The organism is Burkholderia sp. AU30198 (assembly GCF_020419825.1).
Taxonomy (GTDB): domain Bacteria; phylum Pseudomonadota; class Gammaproteobacteria; order Burkholderiales; family Burkholderiaceae; genus Burkholderia.
Genome location: NZ_JAIZSA010000001.1, coordinates 635,641 through 655,507 on the forward strand (window position 1 = coordinate 635,641; position 19,867 = coordinate 655,507).

A 19,867-nucleotide genomic window follows, 5' to 3' on the forward strand; every position below is an offset into this window, starting at 1 on the left:
CCTTTCCGGAGACAGCAGCATGTCCAACTCAACCGCGCTTGCCGTGACGGCGCGTATCGACCGTTTGCCGCCGACGGCCTGCATCTGGCGCCTCGTGCTGATGCTGAGCGTCGGCGGTTTTTTCGAGGTCTATGACCTGTTCCAGATGACGTACCTGCCGGCCGGCCTCGTCAGCGACGGGATTTTTCACGTCGGCGCGAAGGGCATGTTCGGCCTGTCCGACCAGGCGACGCTCGGCGCGGCGACGTTCATCGGCCTGTTCATCGGCGAAATCGCCGTGGCGCGGCTTGCCGACCGTTTCGGGCGGCGCGCCGTCTTCACCGGCTCGCTGCTGCTCTATACGTTCGCCAGCCTGGCGATGTGCATACAGCAGACGGCGGTCGGCATCCATCTGTGCCGGCTGGTCGCGGGCATCGGCGTGGGCGCCGAACTGATCACCATCGGCGCGTACCTCACGGAACTCGTGCCGAAGGGCATGCGCGGTCGCGCGTTCGCCGTGTGTTTCGCGATCGGCTATCTCGCGATGCCGGTGCTCGCGCTCGCGTCCTGGTTGCTGATCCCGCGTGCGCCGCTCGGCATCTCCGGCTGGCGGTGGGTGATTCTCGCGGGCGGCAGCGGTGCGGTGGTCGTCTGGTGGCTGCAATCGCGGATTCCGGAATCGCCGCGCTGGCTCGCGATGCGCGGCCGCGTGGACGAAGCCGAAGCGGTGCTCGGAAAGATCGAGGCGCGCGTCGCGAGCGAGCATGGCGGGCCGCTGCCCGACGTGCCGCCCGTCGCGGCGAGCGAAGCGGACACCGTACGCGCGGTGTCGATGTGGGATGACGGTTTGCGCGGCCGGACGCTGATGCTGATTGCGTTCAACGCGTGCCTGAGCATCGGTTTCTTCGGCTTCAGCCAGTGGCTGCCGAGCTTGCTGGCCGCTCGTGGCACGCCCGTGACGCAAAGCCTGCTCTATGCGTTCCTGATCGCGTTCGCGTATCCGCTCTCGCCGCTCGCGGCAGGGCTGTTCTCCGATCGCATCGAGCGCAAGTGGCTGATCGTGGCGACTGCGTTCGGTGTCGCGCTGTTCGGGACGGCATTCGCGATGTCGTCGTCGGCCGCGGCCGTGATCCTGTTCGGCATCCTGATCACATTTTGCAACACGACGCTCGCGAGCAATGCGACCGCCTATCAGGCCGAGGTCTTCCCGACCGCCATCCGCAGCCGCGCGCTGGGGTTCGTCCACTCGTTCGGCCGGCTGACCGGCGTGGTGAGCAGCTACCTGATCGCGCTGATCCTCGCGCATCTCGGCGTGCCGGCGGTGTTCGTGCTGATCGGCGCAAGCATGCTGGTCGTGATGCTGTCGATCGGGCTGTTTGGTCCGCGCACCAATCGCCGTTCGCTCGACGAGATCGCGGCGCCGGCGGCTGCACGGCAGGGTGCGGCGGAATCGGAGTCGGCGGGCCGGTATCGGGGCCCGGCCGTGCGCGCGAGACAGCGGTAGTCCGGGCGCGACCGCTTCCGAGCGGCGCGTGCCGGGATCAGCGGCGACGCGTCAACCCGGAATGAGCCATGCGATCACGAGATACCGGGCGACCTTCGCGACGGTGACGATCGCGAGGAACGACGGCAGCGGCTCGCGCAACACGCCGGCGATCATCGTCAGCGGATCGCCGATCACGGGCGCCCAGCTCAGCAGCAACGACCAGCGGCCGTAGCGCGCATACCAGCCCTCGGCGCGCGCGAGCGCGGCCGGCTTGACGGGAAACCAGCGGCGCTCGCGGAAGTGCTCGATGCCGCGCCCGAGCGCCCAGTTGATCACGGAGCCGGCGACGTTGCCGAGGCTCGCGACGAGCACCAGCGCCCACGCGGGTTCGCGCCCGGCGAGCAGCAAGCCGGCGAGCACGGCTTCGGACTGGAGCGGGAACAGGGTCGCGGCGACCATCGACACGGCGAACAGGCCGCCGTAAGTGAGCAATTCGGACATCGCGCGATTGTACCGGGCACGCGCCGGCCGCCGTGTGGCACCGGGTTACACGATCAAGCGTTCATGCGTTCATGCGGCGTCGGCGGTGCCGAACAGCAGGTGCGAGATCACCGACTTGTCGACGGGTTCGTCGTTGAGCGTGCTGGCCAGCAGTTCGCCCGCGAGTTGCTGGGGCGAGAACACCATGTCGGGTTTCAGCAGGCGCAGCCGTTCGAGATTGCGCTGCTGGTTCACGAGCGCGACCGTGCGCACCGACGGTGCAATCTCGCGGATCGCGAGGATGATGAACGCGTTCTCGGCGTCGTCGGAGCGCAGCGCGAGCACGGTGCGCGCGGTCGCCGCGGCGGCGCTTTCCAGCACCGCGTGGTCGGTCGCATCGCCGACGATCAGGTCGGTCGTGGCCGGATAGTTGTGCTCGACGCCGGCCGGCACGACGACGGTCACGGCGTAGCCGCGCTTGCGCAGCCCGTCGTGCACCGCATGCGCAACGGGTGTCGCGCCGACGATCAGGTAATGATGCTTGCGGATCACGTTCGAAATGCCTCCCTTGACGATCCGTTTCAGATTGCCGCCGATGACCGGGCCGACGACCGCGCTGATCGACGTCGCGAACACCGTGATGCCGAGCACGATCACCGACGCGGTGAACAGGCGCGCGGTCGGCGCGTGCGGAACGATGTCGCCGTAGCCCACCGTCGACATCGACACGATCGAGAAATAGACGGCCGTGGCGAGATCGTGGACCGGCGGCGTGAATTCGTCGCCGAGATACAGCACGCCGAAGGTCGCGTAGATCAGCAGCGACACGATGCTCAGCAACGCGAACAGGCTGCTCGCGGCGACGCTCGCGCGGTCGAAGTGCCGCCAGTAATACAGCAGCGCGACGGCCAGCACGGCCGTATAGACGAACACCGCGTGGCTGCGATAGCCGCCGAGCACGCTGATCGCGGCGGCCGCGACCAGCAGCAGGATCGACAGCACCCAGGCGACGCGGGCGCGCAGCACGATGCCGATGGCCATCGTCGCGAGGCCGGCCGCGACGACCACTTGCGGCAAGACGACGAGCCCGGCGTTGTCGACGAGGTTCAGCGCATCGACGAGCCACGCGTGATGCACGCCGAGCCTGGCATGCTCGACCACAGGGCGCAGCACCATGAGCGCATCGAGTGCGAGGAGGAGGGCGAGATACCAGTGCAGGCCGATCGGCGCTAACAGGCGCCGCAGGCGGGTAGTGAGGGGCATCATCCAGTCGCCCGGCTGGCCGGGCATGTCCAACGAACCAGCCGCTACCCTAAAGCATTCGGCGATCGCGTGCTTTTTCGACGGGCATGGCGGCGGCTGCGATGAAGCCGGCCGCCCGGCCGGCGGTTCAGTTCCAGCCGACCATGATCGCGCCCATCCCGACGAGCAGCCCGCCCGTCACGCGGTTCATCGCGCGCATCCGCGCCGGCCGTTGCAGCGCGCGGCTCAGCCGGTGCGAGAACAGCGCCATCGACGCGACCCCGCCCGCGAACAGCACCGCGAACGTCGCCGCGAGCAGCAGGAACTGCTGGTTCAGGCTCCAGTCGGCGCTCGGGCTGATGAACTGCGGAAAGAACGACGGAAAGAACAGCAGCGTCTTCGGATTGAGGCCCGAGGTGGCGACGCCGCGCCAGAACAGCGCGCGGTGCGAGTCGGTCTCCGGCGTTGCCGCGCCGGCCGGCCCGGTCGACGTGGCGGGTGCGCCGACCGGCGCACGGCTGAGCCATTGCTTGCAGCCGAGCCAGACGAGGTAGGCCGCGCCGACCCAGCGCAGCACGGTCAGCGCGTGCTCGTCGAGGTGCACGAGGGAATTCAGACACAGCGCGGTCAGCGCAAGTTGCAGCAGCACGGCGAGCGTGCCGCCCCAGACGCACGGCAGTGCGCGGCGCCAGCCGGCGCGCAGTGCCTGGTTCATGGTGAGAAGGTTGACGGGGCCGGGAGCGTAGACGAGAACGGCGGAAGCAGCGAGAAACGAGAGGTAAAGCCTGAACGACATGACGGGTAGGGCAGGAACAGGAACACGGGCGCCGAAGCCGCGCGGCCGGATAGGCGCGCGGGCGGCGGGGAATCGCATGCCTGCTGGCCGGCACCGCAACTCGTGATTGCGGCCGTGCGTCCCGGTGCGAGGGGGTTGTCGCGGGGAGCGTGCCGGACAGCTGGCATGGGTAAAAATATATCAAGGGGCCGGATTAAAAGGCTTCCGCATTTCCACACAAACCGACACAAATCCGGAATGTCGTTCAGATAGAATCCCGGTTTTCAGTAGAAGATTCTTCTTGCCATGGCCACACGTGAACGCTCGCCGAAAACGCTCGACAGTCAGGACCGCAAGATCCTCGGGGCACTGCAGAAAAATGCGCGTCTGTCGAACGCCGAACTGGCCGAACAGATCGGCATGTCGACCACCGCGTGCTGGAACCGCACGCGGCAGCTCGAGGTGGACGGCTACATCGACGGTTATGTCGCGCTGGTCAACCAGCGCAAGCTGGGCTATGCGGACATCGTGATCCTCGAAGTCACGCTCGATCGTCACGAGGACGACGCGCTCGCCCGTTTCGGCGAGGAACTCGCTGCACTGCCCGAGGTGCTCGAGGCTTATCTCGTGTCGGGGGAGTACGACTACTGGATCAAGGTCGCGGTGGACGGCACCGCCGGCTACGAGCGTTTCCTGCGCGAAAAGCTGTACAAGATTTCGAGCATCCGCCACAGCCGCTCGATGTTCGCGCTGCGCTGCATGAAGGACGTGCCGTCGATTCAGGTGTGATGGGAGCCAGCATGCGGCCGGCGTTGAAACGACGGCGCAGTTGGCTGCGCGTGGGCGCGGGGAAAGACGGCAACCGGGCGTGGGGCGAGCCGCATCGCGCGGTTCGGCACCCGGGCCGGCAAAGCGGATGAATCTTCCATCCGGGACGATCCGGCGTAATCGCACGCCGGCTCGATAACGGCTGCCCGCCCGGGCAACCGTCAGGCAAAACCACGCCGACGCCGATCGGCGCCGGAATCGGCTTCAAGGTGACTTCTACGCGCGCCCGACGCTGCGGGCGCATTCAACCGGGGGAACCCCGGCCGGTTTCCGACCGATAGCCAGGCGATGTGCGGTGCACTGCATGCCGATGCCCGACGCTGCGGCCTCGTGGCGCGCGTCCGGGCAAGCGGATCAGGCAGGGTGTTGTGCGATCAACTGGCGGACGGTCGTTCCGTTCAGTGCGGCAGGCGTGCGTGCGCTTCAGCGATGACTTCGCAGTTCTCGAGGTGGAGTGCCCAAGCTTCTGCAATCAGGTCGCCCACACGTGCGAGCCAGCCAGTGGATTCGGTGGAACGGTCGGAGATATTGGACGTTTGCATGACGAAGCCCCGTATAGGTGGCGAGTTAGGGATAACCCTAATCATAGCGAAACGGCTCCGCTTTGTGAAATGCGATTTCGTTATATGAGAATTACTGACACTTTGTGTTGCTGCTTCGCAACATGAGTCTCGGGTTGGTTTGTCTCCGACGCGCAGGCGTGGCGAGGCCGTGCCTGCACGGCCTCGCATGGGACGAGAGAGGGGATTCGAGCGGTAAGGAAGCGGGCGGAAGCAGGCGGCGGATTACCGGCCGATCCACCCGAACCGCCACGACAGCCGCCGTGCCGCGGCGAGCAACGCTTGCGCGAGATCGCTGTCCGGCCCGCGCGGAAAGCCTCGCGACGAGCCGATGATCGCGATCACGAGCCGGATGCTGCCGGTGTGATCGAACACGGGCGCGGCGACCGTTCCGATGCCCGGCACTGGTGCGTCGAATGCGAAATCGAGTTCGTCCGCGCGGATCGTCGCGAGCCGCGCGCGGAAGGCGTCGTCGGCCGGCGCGGCGGCGTTGCCCGCGAGGCGCACGGGCTCGTCGGCGAGCAGGTCGGCCAGTACGTCGTCGGACATGCCGGCCGCGAAGATCCGTCCGATTGCCGTATTGACGAGCGACATCACGGTGCCGACCTGCAGGCTCACGTGCTGTGGCCGCGCTGACTCTTCGAGGCGAATCACGGTCGGGCCGAGCGGCCCCAACGTCGCGGCCGCCACGCTCATGTCGGTCGCGCCGGCCAGCGCGACGATCTCGGCTTCCGCGTCGCGCGTCGGCGACACGCGCTGCATCGCGATCAGGCCGAGCGCCTGCCCGAGCGGGCCGCCGCTGAAGCAGCCGGCGTCGTCGCGGCTCAGCAGGCCGATCTTCTGCAGGCTGACGAGATGCGGAAACGCCTTCGCCGCCGGCATGCCGGCCGCCGCCGCGAGATCGCGCAGCGGCAGCGCGCGGCCCGCCGATACCAGCGCGAGCAGCAGCTCGCCGGTGCTGTCGAGCGCATTGATCCCGCGCTGTGCCTTTGCATCGTCGGCCAATGCAGGCGGCACACGCGGGGCGGCCGGGGCCGGGCCCGACGCGGGCGGCGGTGCGTCGTGCACCGCGCCGAGCGATGCGGTGGCCTGCCGTGCCGCGTCGCGCAGTGCCGCCGCGATCGGGCCGTCCCAGTCGACGTCGATCGAGCCCGTCGAACCGATCACGGTCAACGCGAGCTGCAGCTTGCCCTCCGCGTCGAACACCGGCACGCACATCGCGCTGACACCGGGGCTCGGCAGATCGACGCCGCGCTCGATGCCGCGCGTGCGGATCGCGTCGAGTTCGGCCGGCGGCACGCCGGCGTCCGGCGCGGGCTGCTCGGCGCCCGCGAGCGTGGCGCCCGCACCGGCCTGGCTGGCCGCCATCGCGTCGAGTTGCGCGGGATCGCCGAATGCGCGGAACACGCGGCCGGTGGCCGTCGTGTCGAGCGACATCACCGAGCCGACGTGCAGGTTCACGTGCAGCGGATAGCCGCCGTGCTCGATGCGCACGATCGTCGGCCCGAGCGCGCCCGGCACCGACAGCGCGACGCTCAGGCCGACCGCTTCCGCGAGCCGCGCCGCGTGCGGCCGCGCCGCGCGATAGGCCGGCTGGCGCTCGATCGACATCAGCCCGAGCCGCAGCGACAACGGGCCCGGCTCGTAGTTGCCGGTGATCGCGTCGCGCTTCACGAGCGCGAGCCGCGTCAGGCTTACGAGATAGGTGTGCGCCTGCGCGGTCGACAGGTCGGCCGCCGCGGCCAGCTCCGACAGCCCGAGCGGCTTGCGCCGGCGCGCGAGCGCGTCGAGCAGCCGGCCGCCGACCTCGACACTCTGGATTCCGCGCTGCGCCTTGGGCGGCGCGTCGTCTGCGCTGACTTCGTGGTTCTGCACGCGATGATTCTTCCGTTGACGAAACCCCGCATGGTATCCGACGCCATTTATCGCGCCAGCCCGCAGGTTTACCCGTATTAAACAATAGCAAGCGACTTTGTCATTGACAAATATTCGGCGCGAGACGAAGATCCGCTCACTCCCCTCAACACATGGCTCGCAGCCACGGAACGCAACATGGCCAAAGCATTCGCCTCCCAAGCCGATCTGGAAGAGAAGAAAGTCACCTGGACGAAGCTGTCCGAGAACGCATATGCGTACACCGCCGAAGGCGACCCGAACTCGGGCGTGATCATCGGCGACGACAGCGTGCTGATCGTCGACACCACCGCGACGCCCGCGATGGCACAGGACCTGATCGCGAAGATCCGCAGCGTGACCGACAAGCCGATCAAGCACGTGGTGCTGTCGCACTACCACGCGGTGCGCGTGCTCGGCGCATCCGCGTATTTCGACGAAGGCGCGCAGCACGTGATCGCGAGCCGTGGCACGTACGAGATGATCGTCGAGCGCGGCGAGGCCGACATGAAGTCGGAGATCGAACGCTTCCCGCGCCTGTTCGCGGGTGTCGAGACGGTGCCCGGCCTGACCTGGCCGACGCTCGTGTTCGAGCGCGAGATCACGCTGTTCCTCGGCAAGCTCGAAGTGAAGATCATGCACGTCGGCTCGGGCCACACGAAGGGCGACACGATCGTCTGGATTCCGTCGCAGAAGGTGCTGTTCTCGGGCGACCTCGTCGAATACGACGCCGCGTGCTACTGCGGCGACGCGCAGCTCGAACAGTGGCCGGCCACGCTCGAGGCGCTGCGCGCGCTCGGCGCCGAGAAGCTCGTGCCGGGCCGCGGCCCCGCGCTGCTGAACCCGGCCGACGTGAACAAGGGCCTCGACTACACGAAGGATTTCGTCACGACGCTGCTCGCACAGGGCCGCAAGGCCGTCGAGCAGAAGCTCGACCTGAAGGCATCGATGGCGCTCACGCGCGAAGCGATGGACCCGAAGTTCGGCCACGTGTTCATCTACGAGCACTGTCTGCCGTTCGACGTGTCGCGTGCGTTCGACGAAGCGAGCGGCATCACGCATCCGCGCATCTGGACCGCGCAGCGCGACAAGGACATGTGGGCCGCGCTGCAGGACTGAGCGGCTTGCACAGGCGGGGCACCCGACAGGGCGCTCCGCCTTTTTTCTGAAGCGGCGACTGGCCACGGCTTCCTGCCGTCTTTCCGTCCGCCGTATCCGATCTCACAAGAAAGCAGGGCGCACGTACGCCCTGGGAGACGGCTGCGCGCTCGAATCGTGCAGCCGGTTTGGAGAGAGACATGCCCCAATCGCTTCCCGCCGAAGCGAGGCTCGCACACGCGAGCGCTTCGGCTTCCCCCTCGGCCGCCACGGACGACGCACTGCTGTTCCGCAAGATCGCGTGGCGGATCGTGCCGTTCCTGTTCCTCTGCTACGTCGTCTCGTTCCTCGACCGGATCAACATCGGCTTCGCGCAGTTGCAGATGAAGCACGATCTCGGCTTCAGCGACGCGATGTACGGCCTCGGTGCCGCGGTGTTCTACGTCGGCTACGTGTTCTGCGAAGTGCCGAGCAACCTGCTGCTCGCGCGATTCGGCGCGCGCCGCACCTTCACGCGGATCATGCTGCTGTGGGGCATCGCGTCCACCGGGATGATGTTCGTGTCGCAGCCGTCGCATTTCTATGTGCTGCGCTTCCTGCTCGGTGTGTTCGAAGCGGGCTTCTTTCCCGGCATCGTGCTGTACCTGACCTACTGGTTTCCCGCGAACCGGCGTGCGGCCGCGATCTCGGTGTTCTTCGCGGGGGTGGCAGTGGCCGGCGTGCTCGGCGGCCTGATGTCGGGCTGGATCATGCGCGACATGAGCGGCGTGCTCGGGCTGTACGGCTGGCAGTGGATGTTCGCGATCGAAGGCGCGCCGGCGATCCTGCTCGCGTTCGCCGCGTTCACGAAGCTCGTCGACCGGCCGCAGGACGCTGCCTGGCTCACGTCCGACGAAAAGGCGCGTGTCGCCGCGCTGTGCGCGGAAGGGCGCGGCGCCGGACATGACGCGCACGACCGGCGCAGCCTCGCGGCCGCATTGACGAATCCGCGCGTCTATCTGTTCGCGTTCATCTATTTCTCGCTGACCTGCGCGTCGCTGACGCTCAACTTCTGGATGCCGCTGATGATCCGCGACTTCGGCGTGACCGACGTCGTCGCCGTGAGCCTGTACACGGTGGTGCCGAACGCGGTCGGCGCGGTGGGGCTGATCCTGATCGCGCGCCGCTCGGATCGCACCGGCGAGCGCCGCAAGCACTTCGCGTGCTGCACGATCGGCGGCGGGCTCGCGCTCGCGGCGCTGACGCTGCACCTGCACAGCTTCGCGGCGATGCTCGCGTGCCTGTCGGTCGCGGCGACGCTGATCTTTGCCGCGCTGCCGATCTTCTGGGCCGTGCCGACCCGCTACCTGTCGGGCAACGCGGCCGCGGCCGGGATCGCGCTGATCAGCAGCATCGGGATCACGAGCGGCATCGTCAGCCCGTGGGTGATCGGGATGATCCGCACGAAGACCGGCAGCATGGATCTCGCCGTGTATCTGCTGGCCGCGCTGCTGGTGGCGAGCGGGGTCGCGTTGATGCTCGGCGTGAAAGGCGAAGGCGCGCCGCGCGACTGAGCGGGCAACGGCCGGTCGCTGCGCGCGGGCGGCGGCGACCGGCGTCACATGTCCGCCCCGTACCCGAATCCATCGAGGAGACGATCGATGTCAGCCCCTCTTCAAGCGGACGCCGCGCGTGCCGTCGCGTCCGGCGTTGCTGCAACGGACGACGATGCGCTGTACCGGCGCATCGGCGCGCGGATCGTGCCGTTCCTGTTCATCTGCTACATCGTGTCGATCCTCGATCGCAGCAACATCGGCTTCGCGCAGTTGCAGATGCGGCAGGACCTCGGCCTGACCGACGCGATGTACAGCCTCGGCGCGGTGCTGTTCTTCGTCGGTTACGTGCTGTTCGAGGTGCCGAGCAACGCGCTGCTGCGCCGCTTCGGCGCGCGCCGCACATTTGCGCGGATCATGTTCCTGTGGGGCGCCGTGTCGGTCGCGATGATCACCGTCGACAGCGCGAAGCACTTCTACGTGCTGCGCTTCCTGCTCGGGCTGTTCGAAGCCGGGTTCTTTCCGGGCGTGGTGTTCTACCTGACGTACTGGTATCCGGCGCGGCGGCGTGCGTCGGTGCTGTCGATCTTCTATGCGGGCGTCGCGGTGGCCGGGATGGTCGGCGGGCTGCTGTCGGGCTGGCTGATGCGAGGCATGTCGGGCGTGCTCGGGCTGCACGGCTGGCAATGGATGTTCGCGATCGAGGGCGCGCCCGCGATCCTGCTCGGCGTGATCGCGTGGTTCTGGCTGTGCGATCGTCCCGAACAGGCGCGCTGGCTGTCCGACGCCGATCGGCAACGGCTCGCGGCCGACCTGGCCGCCGACCGCGCCGGTGCCGATACGCCGGCGCCGCACTCGCTGCGGCAGGTGCTGGCCGAACCGCGCACGTACCTGTTCGCGTTCATCTATTTCTCGCTGACCACCGCGCTCCTGATGCTGCTGTTCTGGATGCCGCTGATGATCCGCGAATTCGGCATTCACGACGTCGTGCAGATCAGCCTGCTGTCGGTGGTGCCGAACGCGATCGGCGCGGCCGGCCTGATCGCGATCGCGCGGCGCTCCGATCGCAAGCGCGAACGGCGCTGGCACTTCGCCGCATGTGCGTTCGGCGGCGCGGTGGCGCTCGTGCTGCTGACGCTGCATCTGCCGAGCATCGTCGCGATGATGGCGCTGCTGTCGGTCGCGGCGATGCTGATCTTCGCCGCGCATCCGGTGTTCTGGGCCGTGCCGTCCGCGTATTTCTCGGGCGCGGGCGCGGCGGGCGGGATCGCGCTCATCAGCAGCATCGGCGTGTCGAGCGGCATGATCACGCCGTGGCTCGTCGGGTTGATCCGCACGAGAACGGGCAGCATGGACCCGGCGATGCTGATGATCGCGGCGCTGCTGGCCGCGTGTGCGGTCGCGATGCTGCTGGGTGTGCGTGCGGTGCCGCGGGCGGATGCGGCGTGACGCTGGCGGCTGCCGGGCGATTCAGTGGAGGGGCAGGAACAGCCCGGGCAGCACGGGCCGGCCGTGCAGCACCAGCGCCCCGTCGATCAGGCGGCCGCGCGCCTGCAGGTCGATCGTCAGGCAGGCGATCGCCGCGATGATCCAGACGGCCGATAGGCCTGCCGCCCGGAAGAGCGCGGTGATGAGCACGCGAACGCCGGTGTACGGGTCCTGCGTCGAATTGGCGGACAGGTAGCCGATCAGCAGCGCCAGCAGCTCGATGAATGCGACGACAAGCACGCCGGTCGCGATTCGCGTCGTGCGTTTGGCGTTGTCCATGGCAAGTCGGGCTGAGCCGGGCTGGGGCGCCAGCCTACGCGATCGGGTCCCGAATAGGTCGCGTAACGGGGGCGGCCGGATGCCGGGCGCGGCGCGGCTGCCGCCCGGCCGACATCGCGTCGGCTACGCCCGATACACCTCGATCCGGTTGCGGCCGCGCTCCTTCGCGAGATAGAGCGCCTTGTCGGCGCGCGACAGCGGCTGGTACGCGCCGAAGTCCGACACCCGCATCGCGTCGATGCCGATGCTGACGGTCAGCGTGACCTGCTGATCCTCGTGCATGAGCTGCGCCTGCATGGCGCGTTGCTGCACACGCTGCGCGAAGGCCAGGGCCTTGTCGAGATCCGACTCCGGCAGCACGATCGCGAATTCCTCGCCGCCGACCCGGCCGACGATGCCGTCCGGCCCGGTTTCCGCGAGCAGCAGCCGCGCGAAATGCCGGAGCGCGCGGTCGCCGACCGGGTGGCCCCAGCGGTCGTTCAGCGCCTTGAAGTGATCGAGATCGAGCATCAGCACCGCGGCGGCCAGGCCGGTTGCGCGCACGTTGCGCAGCGCGGCTTCGCTTTGCCGCATGAAGGCGTGGCGGTTCGACAGTTGCGTCAGGTGGTCGGTCGTCGCCATCCGGTGCAGTTCGGCCTCGATGTGCTTGCGGTCGGTCGCGTCGGTGATGAAGCCGTGCCACACGGTGCCGCCGTCGGCCGTGCGCAGCGGGCGCGCATCGCCTTCGCGCCAGCGCAGGCCCTGGCCGGGCAGCAGCACGCGATATTCGAGGCGCCACGGCGTCAGTCGCATCGACGAGTCGTGCAGCGACTGCCGATAGGCGAGCAGGTCGGCCGGATGGATCCGCGTCTCGACGGCCTCCGCGCTGCGGGCGATCTGCTCGGGCGTCAGTTCGTAGATGTCGCCGACCCCCGCGCTCGCGTAGGAGAAGAAGCGGCGCCCGTCGGGCGCCTGCCGCAGCTGGAACACGAGCCCGGGCACCTGGTCGGTGAGATCCGTGACGAGCGCGGCCGAGTCGCGCAACCGCGCGGCGAGCTCGCGCAGCGCGGTGATGTCCGTGGTGGTCCCGACCATCCGGAGCGCACGGTCGTTGCCATCGCGGGCAATCACCTTGCCGCGGCTGCAGATCCATTTGTATGAACCGTCCTTGCAGCGGATGCGGTGCTCGACCGCGTAGTAGTCGGTGCGGCCTTCGAAGTGCGCGAGCATCGCGGCCTTCACGTCGTCGATGTCGTCCGGGTGCAGCCGCTCGTACGCATCCTCGATCCGGGTACTGAGCTCGTGCGGCGCGTAGCCGAGCATCGCCTTCCAGGCCGGCGAGTAATGGATCTCGCCGGTTGCCACGTTGCGATCCCATACGCCGGTGCCGCTTTCGGTCAGCGCGAGCGTGGTCAGTGCGCTGTGTTCCTCGACGATGCCGAGCCGTTCGCGCAACGCACTTGCTTCGATCGCGCGGGCAAGCGTGCTTGCGGCGAGCGTGGCGAGGTCGCGCAGCACCGCATGCCGGCGGGCGTCGAGCGTCTGACACGTATCGTCGACGATGCACAGCGTGCCGAGGGTCGCGCCATCGGGCGACGCCAGTTCGCAGGCCGCGACGATCCGCAGTGCATGAGGCGGGCGGTCGTCGTCTTGCCCGGTGCGGTTCGCAGCGGGCAGGGCGAAGCGGGCATCGGCCGCCGGATCCGGCTCGGCTTGGGGTGGCAGGCAATCGGCGGGAAGTCGATCGGGAAGCGGATCGGGCAGTGCGCCGTCGGCGGCCAGCACGCATTGCGCATTGGCTTCGGTGCGCGCAATGAACGCGCCGGCGGCGCCGAAATGGGCACGCGCGACACGGCAGACGGTGTCCAGTTCAGGCAGGGGTGCAAGCGCCGGCAGACGGTCGGCCGTGCCGCGCGCGGAGGCCGGCGCATCGCCGGTCTCGGTGATGAACATCCGGAACCGCATGGTCGAATTCCGCAACGGACGATTGCGCTCGTGATCAGACGAATGCCGGTCGAACGAGGCTGCTTGGGGGACTGTAATCGCAGAGCTTACTGTTGCGCGGAATGCGTGGCAAGCGGCCTGAAATCGGCTGTCGGTGCGTGCCGATGCGCCGGTCGGGAAAGGCGCCGGCGCATGTTCCCGCAGACGAATCCCGCGAGCGACGCTCGCCCGCAAACCCGCTGCCGAACCGCGGATGACGGCGGGCGATTCACCGCGCGTCACCGCGTTCCGCAGCAGGTCCCGGGGGCGACGCGCGAGTTGCTTTCGACTTGCGGGAAGTCCCGCGCTCAGCGGGCCGTCGCGTAGCGCGGCGCGGGCGTATCGGTCGACAGGTGCGGCGCCATCGTGCGGCGCGCGGCTTCGTATGCTTCCCATTCGTCACCCGCGTGCAGCGACGGGATCGTCACGAGTTCGCCGCGATCGAAGCCGATCAGCGCCGCGTCGACCATGTCGGACGCCGGCATCACGATTTCCTTCGGCAGATGCTCGAGCGGCAGGCCGCCTGTCTGCCAGAAATCGGTGGCGGTCGCGCCGGGCAGCACGGCCTGCACCTGCACGCCCTTGCCGGCGAGCTCGTGATGCAGCGACTGGCTGAACGCGAGCACGAACGCCTTGCTGCCGCCGTACACGCCGTTCAGCGTTTCCGGCGAGATCGCGACGATCGACGAAATGTTGATCACCGCACCGCGGCCGCGTGCGACGAAACCGGGCACGGCCGCATAGGTGAGGCGCGTGAGCGCGGTCACGTTCAGGTCGATTATCCGCGTCATCGCGTCGACGTCGCTGTCGAGCAGCGGCGAGTGCGTGCCGATGCCGGCGTTGTTCACGAGCAGCGTGATGCTCGCGTCCTGTTTCAGCTTCGCCTCGACGGCGGCGAGTGCCGTGCGGTCGTTGAGGTCGGCGTCGATGATCTCGACGCTGCGGTGCGTGTCGTTCGTGATGCGGTCGGCGAGGGCGGCCAGCCGGTCGCGGTTGCGCGCAACCAGGATCAGGTCGTAACCGCGGCGTGCAAGGCGGTCGGCGTAGATGGCGCCGATGCCCGACGAGGCGCCGGTGACGAGGGCGGTACCGCGATGTGCTTGCGTCATGATGTGCTCCGTTTCGATGGGGATGGCCGGATGGCGTGAAGCCATTCTGGTCTCGAATCGTTGCGACACAAATGACGTAGATGGGTATGATTCAGGACATCGGGCCGACCCGCACGCCCGGGATGGAACGGGAGAACGCGCATGCACCGCATCGGCTTTCTGATCAGCGACGGCTTTCAGATCATGGCGCTCGCCGCGCAGTCGGTGTTCGAGTACGCGAACATGGGCATGAGCGAGCCGTTCTACGTGATGGACAACTATTCGGTCGACGGCGGCGACGTGCGCTCGTCGCTCGGGCTGCCGGTCGCCACGCGCGCGCTGCGCGGGCGGATTGCCGTCGATACGTGGATCGTCGCGGGCGTCAACGATCCGCTCGTGTCGCCCGCGCCGGCTGGCGTCGTCGCGTTCCTGCGTCGCGCGAACGCGCGCGCGCGGCGGATCGCCGGCATCTGTACCGGCGCGTTCGTGCTGGCCGAGGCCGGACTGCTCGCGCAACGCCGCGCGACGACGCACTGGGCGTTCGGCCGCGCCATGCAACGAAGCTACCCGGAGATACGCGTCGAGGAAGACCGGATCTACATCGTCGATGGCCCGATCTGGACGTCGGCCGGCATGACGGCCGGCCTCGACCTTGCGCTCGCGATGGTGGAAAAGGATCTGGGCGCCGATGCGGCCCGATCGGTCGCGCACAAGCTCGTGATGAACCAGCGGCGGGCCGGCGGCCAGTCGCAACATTCGGAAATGCTGGATCTCGCGCCGAAATCCGACCGGATCCAGAATGCGCTGAACTACGCGCGGCAGCATCTCGGCCGCGCGTTGACCGTCGAGGATCTCGCCGACGCCGTCCATCTGAGCCCGCGTCAGTTCAGCCGTGTGTTCACGCTCGAAACGGGGCAGTCGCCCGCGAAGGCAATCGAGCGGCTGCGGCTCGAATCCGCGCGGCTGATGATCGAGCAGAGCCGCCATTCGCTGGACGTGATTGCAAAGGAAAACGGCTTTCGCGACCGCCGGCACATGCGCGAGGCGTTCGTGCGCGGATTCGGCGTGCCGCCGCAGGCGATGCGGCGCGACGCGCGGACGGACGAGCGGGAAACGGGCTGAACCGTCACGGACCTCAGTGGGTTCTTCCTGTCCGGTTGACGATTACGTGACGAGCGGCTCGATCGATCTCCGCTGCCGCCCGGCATTCAACGTGTGACGAAAGGCGCGGCGGCGTCCGGCGCCGTGCGCGCATGCTTGCGCTGGCGCAGCAGCGCGACGCGGCAGTTCTCGCGCGCGGTCTCGCGGCCGTCGTCGTCGAGCAGCACGAGATCGCCGCGCATCACGTTGAGCGTGATCACGTCCTCACCCGGTGCGCCGAGCGTTTCCGGCGTATGTACCGAGCCGGCCGGTTCCAGCACCGTCGAGCCGGCGTGCGCCACCCAGTCGTATTCGCGGTAGCGCCACGCGCCCTGCAACGTATGGACGAATACCTCGCCGTCGTGACGGTGGCGCGGCAGCGTGCCGCCGGCCGGCATCTTCAGCAGCGCGGTCAGCGTGTCCTCGGCCGCATTGATGTGCAGGTACTTGATCGCCAGCCCCGGCAGGTCGGCGCTCATCGGCAGCCACGGCAGCGCGTCGCCGGGCAGGCACGAGATCGGCGGCAGGTCGGTGGAGAGCGGGGTGGACGGCTGCGTCATGGCGGGAGGCGGAGCGGAAATGGGGAGCCCGCATTATCGCAGAGCCGGGTGGCGCAGCCGAACCGGACGTTTCGCATCGACTTGAGCGCCGGCGAAAAGGATTCCTTACAGCCTGAAATATGCAGTCAAACTGTACAGTTTTCCTGTATATCTGCTATCTTGAATTCATGAACACGCCAACGCCACCCTCCGACGCCTTCCCGCTGGCCGGTCTCGCCGGCGAGCTCCGCATCTCGGTCGGCAAGCTGATGCGGCGAATGCGGGAGCAGATCCACCCGAACGACCTCACGTCATCGCAGAAGTCGGTGCTGTTGCGGCTCGACCGTGACGGCCCTGCGACGGTGTCGGCGCTCGCGCGCGCCGAAAGCGTGCGCCCGCAGTCGATGCGCGTGACGGTCGCGACGCTCGAGACGCTGGGCGCCGTCAGCGGCGCGCCCGATCCGTCCGACGGCCGGCAGACGCTGATCGCGCTCACGCCCGGTTTCCGCAAGGTGCTGCAGGCCAACCGCGCGGCCAAGGACGACTGGCTGTTCCGCGCGCTGCACGCACAACTGTCGGAGACAGAGCAGGCCGAGCTCGCGGCGGCCGTGAAGCTGCTGCAGCGGCTCGCCGAATTCCAGGAACCGCCGCGTCCGTCACCCGCATCGACCCGTTAGCCGAAAGGACAGCCCGAACATGAACCTCCCGCATCTCGTGTCGTATTTCTTCGGCGGCGCGTTTCTCGCGAACGTCGTGCCGCATCTCGTCAGCGGGTTGCGCGGCGAGCCGTTCCAGACCCCGTTCGCGAATCCGCCCGGGCGCGGGCTGTCGTCGTCCACCGTGAATGTCGTGTGGGGCGTCGTGAACCTCGTGATCGCTTATGTGCTGGTGTGCCGGGTCGGCGCTTTCGATCTCCGGGTCACGGCCGACGCGGCGGCGTTCGGTCTGGGCATCCTCCTGCTTGGCCTGTTCCTCGCGCGGCACTTCGGTGCGCTGCACGGCGGCAACGAGCCCGATCGGGAGCGGCCATGAGCGTGCCGGCGGCGGGCGTATTCCGCTCGCTTCGCAGCTTCAACTATCGCGTGTGGGCGATCGGCTCGCTGGTGTCGAACATCGGTACGTGGATCCAGCGCACCGCGCAGGACTGGCTCGTCCTGACGCAGCTCACGCACCACGATGCGTCGGCCGTCGGGATCGTGATGTCGCTGCAGTTCGGCCCGCAGCTTCTGCTGCTGCCGTGGACCGGTTACGCAGCCGACCGTTTCGACCAGCGCAAGCTGCTGATGGCGACGCAGGCGCTGATGGGCGGGCTCGCGCTCGCGCTGGGGCTGCTGACGGTGACCGGCGTCGCGCAGCTGTGGCACGTGTATCTGTTCGCGTTCCTGTTCGGCTGCGCGTCGGCGTTCGACGCGCCGGTGCGGCAGACTTTCGTCGCGGAACTGGTCGCCGATCGGGAGCTGGCGAATGCCGTCGCGCTGAACTCGACGTCGTTCAACGCGGCGCGGATGATCGGGCCGGCGGCGGCCGGCTTCATCATCGCGTCGGTCGGCACCGGCTGGGCGTTCCTGCTCAACGGGCTCAGCTTCGTCGCGGTGCTGGTGTCGCTGTCGATGCTGCGCGCCGACGAGTTGCGTGCCCACGCGCGGGCCGACCGCACGCGCGGGAGCCTGCTCGACGGGTTCCGTTACGTGTGGCAGCGCCCGGATCTGAAGGCGATCCTCGTGATGCTGTTCCTGATCGGCACGTTCGGGCTCAATTTCCAGCTGTTCATCTCGACGATGGCGGCCAGCGTGTTTCACGTCGACGCGCGCGGCTTCGGTGTGCTGTCGTCGATGATGGCCGTCGGCACGATTACCGGTGCGTTGCTCGCGGCGCGCCGCGACCGGCCGCGCTTCCGGCATCTGTGGATCGGCGCGGCGCTGTTCGGGCTCGGCTGCACGCTGGCCGCGCTGGCGCCGGGCTACTGGCTGTTCGGCGCCGCGCTCGTGCTGACCGGGATCGCCGCGATCACCTTCATGAACTCGACCAACAGCCTGGTGCAACTGTCGACCGAGCCGGCGATGCGCGGCCGCGTGATGGCGCTGCGTCTCGCGGTGGCGCTCGGCGGCACGCCGATCGGCGCGCCGGTGGCGGGCTGGGTCGCGAACCATCTGGGCCCGCGCTGGGCGCTTGGTGTCGGCGCGATGTCCGGGTTTGCGGCGGCGCTCGTCGCGACGCATTTCATGAGGCGCATGCGTGCACAGCCGGGCACGGACGACGGTAGCTGACCGGCCGTGACACCGGCGCAGGCTGCTCGAGCACCCGAGCACCCGAGCACCCAAGCACCCAAGCACCCAAGCACCCAAGCACCCAAGCACCCAAGCACCCAAGCACCCAAGCACCCAAGCACCCAATCGCTCAATAGCTCAATAGCTCAATAGCTCAATAGCTCAATAGCTCAAGCGCCCAGCCACTCAGCCACTCAGCCGCGACAATCGTTACGCCGCCGGCCGCGCCGTCGCATGCGCGGCTTCGAGACACGACTGAAACAGCAGCGCGGCCCGCGACGGCCGCGGCGAGCGCCGCAGCAGGCTCACGAACCGGCACCGGTAGTTAAACCGGTGCGGCGCGATCGGCTGCATCAGCCCCTTGTTTTCGAAGCTTTCCGCGTAATGGTCGGGCAGGAAGCCGAGATAGCGGCCGGACAGGATCAGCGTCGCGATCGACTCCTGATCCGACGCGGTCGCGCTGCGCGTGAGCTTCGCGCGGTGACTCAGTTCCATGTTCGGCGAATGGAAGCCGAGGCCCGCGAACGCATGGTTGCGGATCGTCGTCCACGTGAGCTTGCCGTGCGGCGCATCGTAAAGCGGGTGCTGGCGGCCGCAGTAGAGCAGCATCCGTTCGTCGAACAGCTCCGAATACACGAGGCTGCCCGAGTTGCGGTGCGCGGGAATGATCCCGACCTGATAGCTGCCGTCGATGATCCCGCGCTCGACCTCGTTGATCGACGCGACATGCAGGTTCAGCGCGACGTCGGGCGCTTCGTCGGCGAACTGGCGGATCGCGTCGCCGAGCCGCGCATTCGCGTTGGTGGCCGTCTTGTCGAATACCGCAATGTGCAGTTCACCGCCCATCCTGTCGTGAATGCCGTCGATCCTGCTGCGAAATGCTTCCATCGACGCGAGCAGCCGCAGCGTCTCCTCGTACACCGTCTGGCCCTCGGGCGTCAGCGTGAAGCCCGCGCGGCCGCGCCGGCACAGCACGAGGCCGAGGCGCGTTTCGAGGTCCTTCACGTGCCGGCTGATCGTCGAGATGCCGATATTCAGCTCCAGTTCGGCCGCCGCCATCCCGCCGCACTGCACGACGCCCTTGAAGACCCGCAGCAGGCGGAGATCCATGTCGCTGAGCTGCCCGAGCAGCGCGCGGCTCTTCGGTTTCTTTGCTTGCATAGTTGAGCAAGTGAACATTGATATTGCGATATTCAAAAGACTAATTGGCGTCCCGACAATGTGCAACATC

General features: G+C 68.1%; 19 protein-coding genes. 9 read left to right on the forward strand and 10 right to left on the reverse strand.

What is annotated here, in order from left to right:
- Positions 1-19: 19 nt before the first annotated feature.
- Positions 20-1,483, forward strand: a complete 1,464-nt coding sequence (locus LGN19_RS02760) for an MFS transporter (RefSeq protein WP_226213158.1) — start codon at positions 20-22, stop codon at positions 1,481-1,483.
- Positions 1,484-1,534: 51 nt separating this feature from the next.
- Here the strand turns inward: LGN19_RS02760 and LGN19_RS02765 are convergent, their stop codons facing one another.
- From LGN19_RS02765 to LGN19_RS02775, 3 genes are all read right to left on the reverse strand, one after another.
- Complete coding sequence (locus LGN19_RS02765) at positions 1,535-1,966, reverse strand: YqaA family protein (protein WP_122946939.1); 432 nt, start codon at positions 1,964-1,966, stop codon at positions 1,535-1,537.
- Between the two features lie 69 nt (positions 1,967-2,035).
- The gene (gene kch, locus LGN19_RS02770; RefSeq protein ID WP_226213159.1) at positions 2,036-3,211 is read right to left on the reverse strand and encodes a voltage-gated potassium channel protein; all 1,176 of its coding nucleotides are present in this window, start codon (positions 3,209-3,211) and stop codon (positions 2,036-2,038) included.
- 124 nt (positions 3,212-3,335) lie between these two features.
- Positions 3,336-3,983, reverse strand: a complete 648-nt coding sequence (locus tag LGN19_RS02775) for a LysE family translocator (RefSeq protein ID WP_122946940.1) — start codon at positions 3,981-3,983, stop codon at positions 3,336-3,338.
- A gap of 285 nt (positions 3,984-4,268) precedes the next feature.
- Between LGN19_RS02775 and LGN19_RS02780 the strand changes: the two genes are divergently transcribed.
- Positions 4,269-4,751, forward strand: a complete 483-nt coding sequence (locus tag LGN19_RS02780) for an Lrp/AsnC family transcriptional regulator (protein WP_021159229.1) — start codon at positions 4,269-4,271, stop codon at positions 4,749-4,751.
- Positions 4,752-5,188: 437 nt separating this feature from the next.
- Here the strand turns inward: LGN19_RS02780 and LGN19_RS02785 are convergent, their stop codons facing one another.
- Positions 5,189-5,332 (reverse strand): hypothetical protein, encoded by a 144-nt coding sequence (locus LGN19_RS02785; protein ID WP_226213160.1) that lies wholly within the window; start codon positions 5,330-5,332, stop codon positions 5,189-5,191.
- Between the two features lie 243 nt (positions 5,333-5,575).
- The gene (locus tag LGN19_RS02790) at positions 5,576-7,225 is read right to left on the reverse strand and encodes an IclR family transcriptional regulator (RefSeq protein ID WP_226213161.1); all 1,650 of its coding nucleotides are present in this window, start codon (positions 7,223-7,225) and stop codon (positions 5,576-5,578) included.
- Positions 7,226-7,402: 177 nt separating this feature from the next.
- Here LGN19_RS02790 and LGN19_RS02795 point away from each other — a divergent pair, with 177 nt between their 5' ends.
- The 3 genes from LGN19_RS02795 (at position 7,403) to LGN19_RS02805 (ending at position 11,322) form a co-directional block, all read left to right on the forward strand.
- Positions 7,403-8,362 (forward strand): MBL fold metallo-hydrolase, encoded by a 960-nt coding sequence (locus tag LGN19_RS02795; RefSeq protein WP_174956349.1) that lies wholly within the window; start codon positions 7,403-7,405, stop codon positions 8,360-8,362.
- 179 nt (positions 8,363-8,541) lie between these two features.
- On the forward strand, positions 8,542-9,894 hold the full coding sequence (locus LGN19_RS02800) for an MFS transporter (RefSeq protein ID WP_226213162.1): 1,353 nt from the start codon (positions 8,542-8,544) through the stop codon (positions 9,892-9,894).
- Between the two features lie 87 nt (positions 9,895-9,981).
- Positions 9,982-11,322 (forward strand): MFS transporter, encoded by a 1,341-nt coding sequence (locus LGN19_RS02805; RefSeq protein WP_226213163.1) that lies wholly within the window; start codon positions 9,982-9,984, stop codon positions 11,320-11,322.
- A gap of 21 nt (positions 11,323-11,343) precedes the next feature.
- Here the strand turns inward: LGN19_RS02805 and LGN19_RS02810 are convergent, their stop codons facing one another.
- The 3 genes from LGN19_RS02810 to LGN19_RS02820 form a co-directional block, all read right to left on the reverse strand.
- The gene (locus LGN19_RS02810; RefSeq protein ID WP_226213164.1) at positions 11,344-11,640 is read right to left on the reverse strand and encodes a hypothetical protein; all 297 of its coding nucleotides are present in this window, start codon (positions 11,638-11,640) and stop codon (positions 11,344-11,346) included.
- Between the two features lie 123 nt (positions 11,641-11,763).
- Positions 11,764-13,584 (reverse strand): sensor domain-containing diguanylate cyclase, encoded by a 1,821-nt coding sequence (locus LGN19_RS02815; RefSeq protein WP_226213165.1) that lies wholly within the window; start codon positions 13,582-13,584, stop codon positions 11,764-11,766.
- Between the two features lie 326 nt (positions 13,585-13,910).
- A complete protein-coding gene (locus LGN19_RS02820; RefSeq protein WP_226213166.1) occupies positions 13,911-14,711 on the reverse strand; it encodes an SDR family NAD(P)-dependent oxidoreductase in 801 nt (266 codons plus the stop codon).
- A gap of 141 nt (positions 14,712-14,852) precedes the next feature.
- On the opposite strand from LGN19_RS02820, the gene LGN19_RS02825 reads away from it, so the two are divergent.
- On the forward strand, positions 14,853-15,812 hold the full coding sequence (locus tag LGN19_RS02825) for a GlxA family transcriptional regulator (protein WP_226213167.1): 960 nt from the start codon (positions 14,853-14,855) through the stop codon (positions 15,810-15,812).
- 86 nt (positions 15,813-15,898) lie between these two features.
- Here the strand turns inward: LGN19_RS02825 and LGN19_RS02830 are convergent, their stop codons facing one another.
- Entirely contained in the window at positions 15,899-16,390 is a 492-nt protein-coding gene (locus LGN19_RS02830; RefSeq protein ID WP_226213168.1) for a 2,4'-dihydroxyacetophenone dioxygenase family protein, read from the reverse strand.
- A gap of 167 nt (positions 16,391-16,557) precedes the next feature.
- Between LGN19_RS02830 and LGN19_RS02835 the strand changes: the two genes are divergently transcribed.
- The 3 genes from LGN19_RS02835 to LGN19_RS02845 are packed head-to-tail and all read left to right on the forward strand — an operon-like array spanning position 16,558 to position 18,636.
- On the forward strand, positions 16,558-17,046 hold the full coding sequence (locus LGN19_RS02835; RefSeq protein WP_226213169.1) for a MarR family winged helix-turn-helix transcriptional regulator: 489 nt from the start codon (positions 16,558-16,560) through the stop codon (positions 17,044-17,046).
- A 19-nt stretch (positions 17,047-17,065) separates the two neighbouring features.
- On the forward strand, positions 17,066-17,401 hold the full coding sequence (locus LGN19_RS02840; protein WP_174956341.1) for a hypothetical protein: 336 nt from the start codon (positions 17,066-17,068) through the stop codon (positions 17,399-17,401).
- The gene (locus LGN19_RS02845) at positions 17,398-18,636 is read left to right on the forward strand and encodes an MFS transporter (RefSeq protein ID WP_122946951.1); all 1,239 of its coding nucleotides are present in this window, start codon (positions 17,398-17,400) and stop codon (positions 18,634-18,636) included. Before LGN19_RS02840 ends, LGN19_RS02845 begins: the two co-directional genes overlap by 4 nt.
- 210 nt (positions 18,637-18,846) lie before the next feature.
- On the opposite strand, the gene LGN19_RS02850 is transcribed toward LGN19_RS02845, so the two are convergent.
- Positions 18,847-19,797, reverse strand: coding sequence for a LysR family transcriptional regulator (locus LGN19_RS02850; protein ID WP_174956339.1), 951 nt, complete (start codon positions 19,795-19,797; stop codon positions 18,847-18,849).
- Positions 19,798-19,867: the final 70 nt, after the last annotated feature.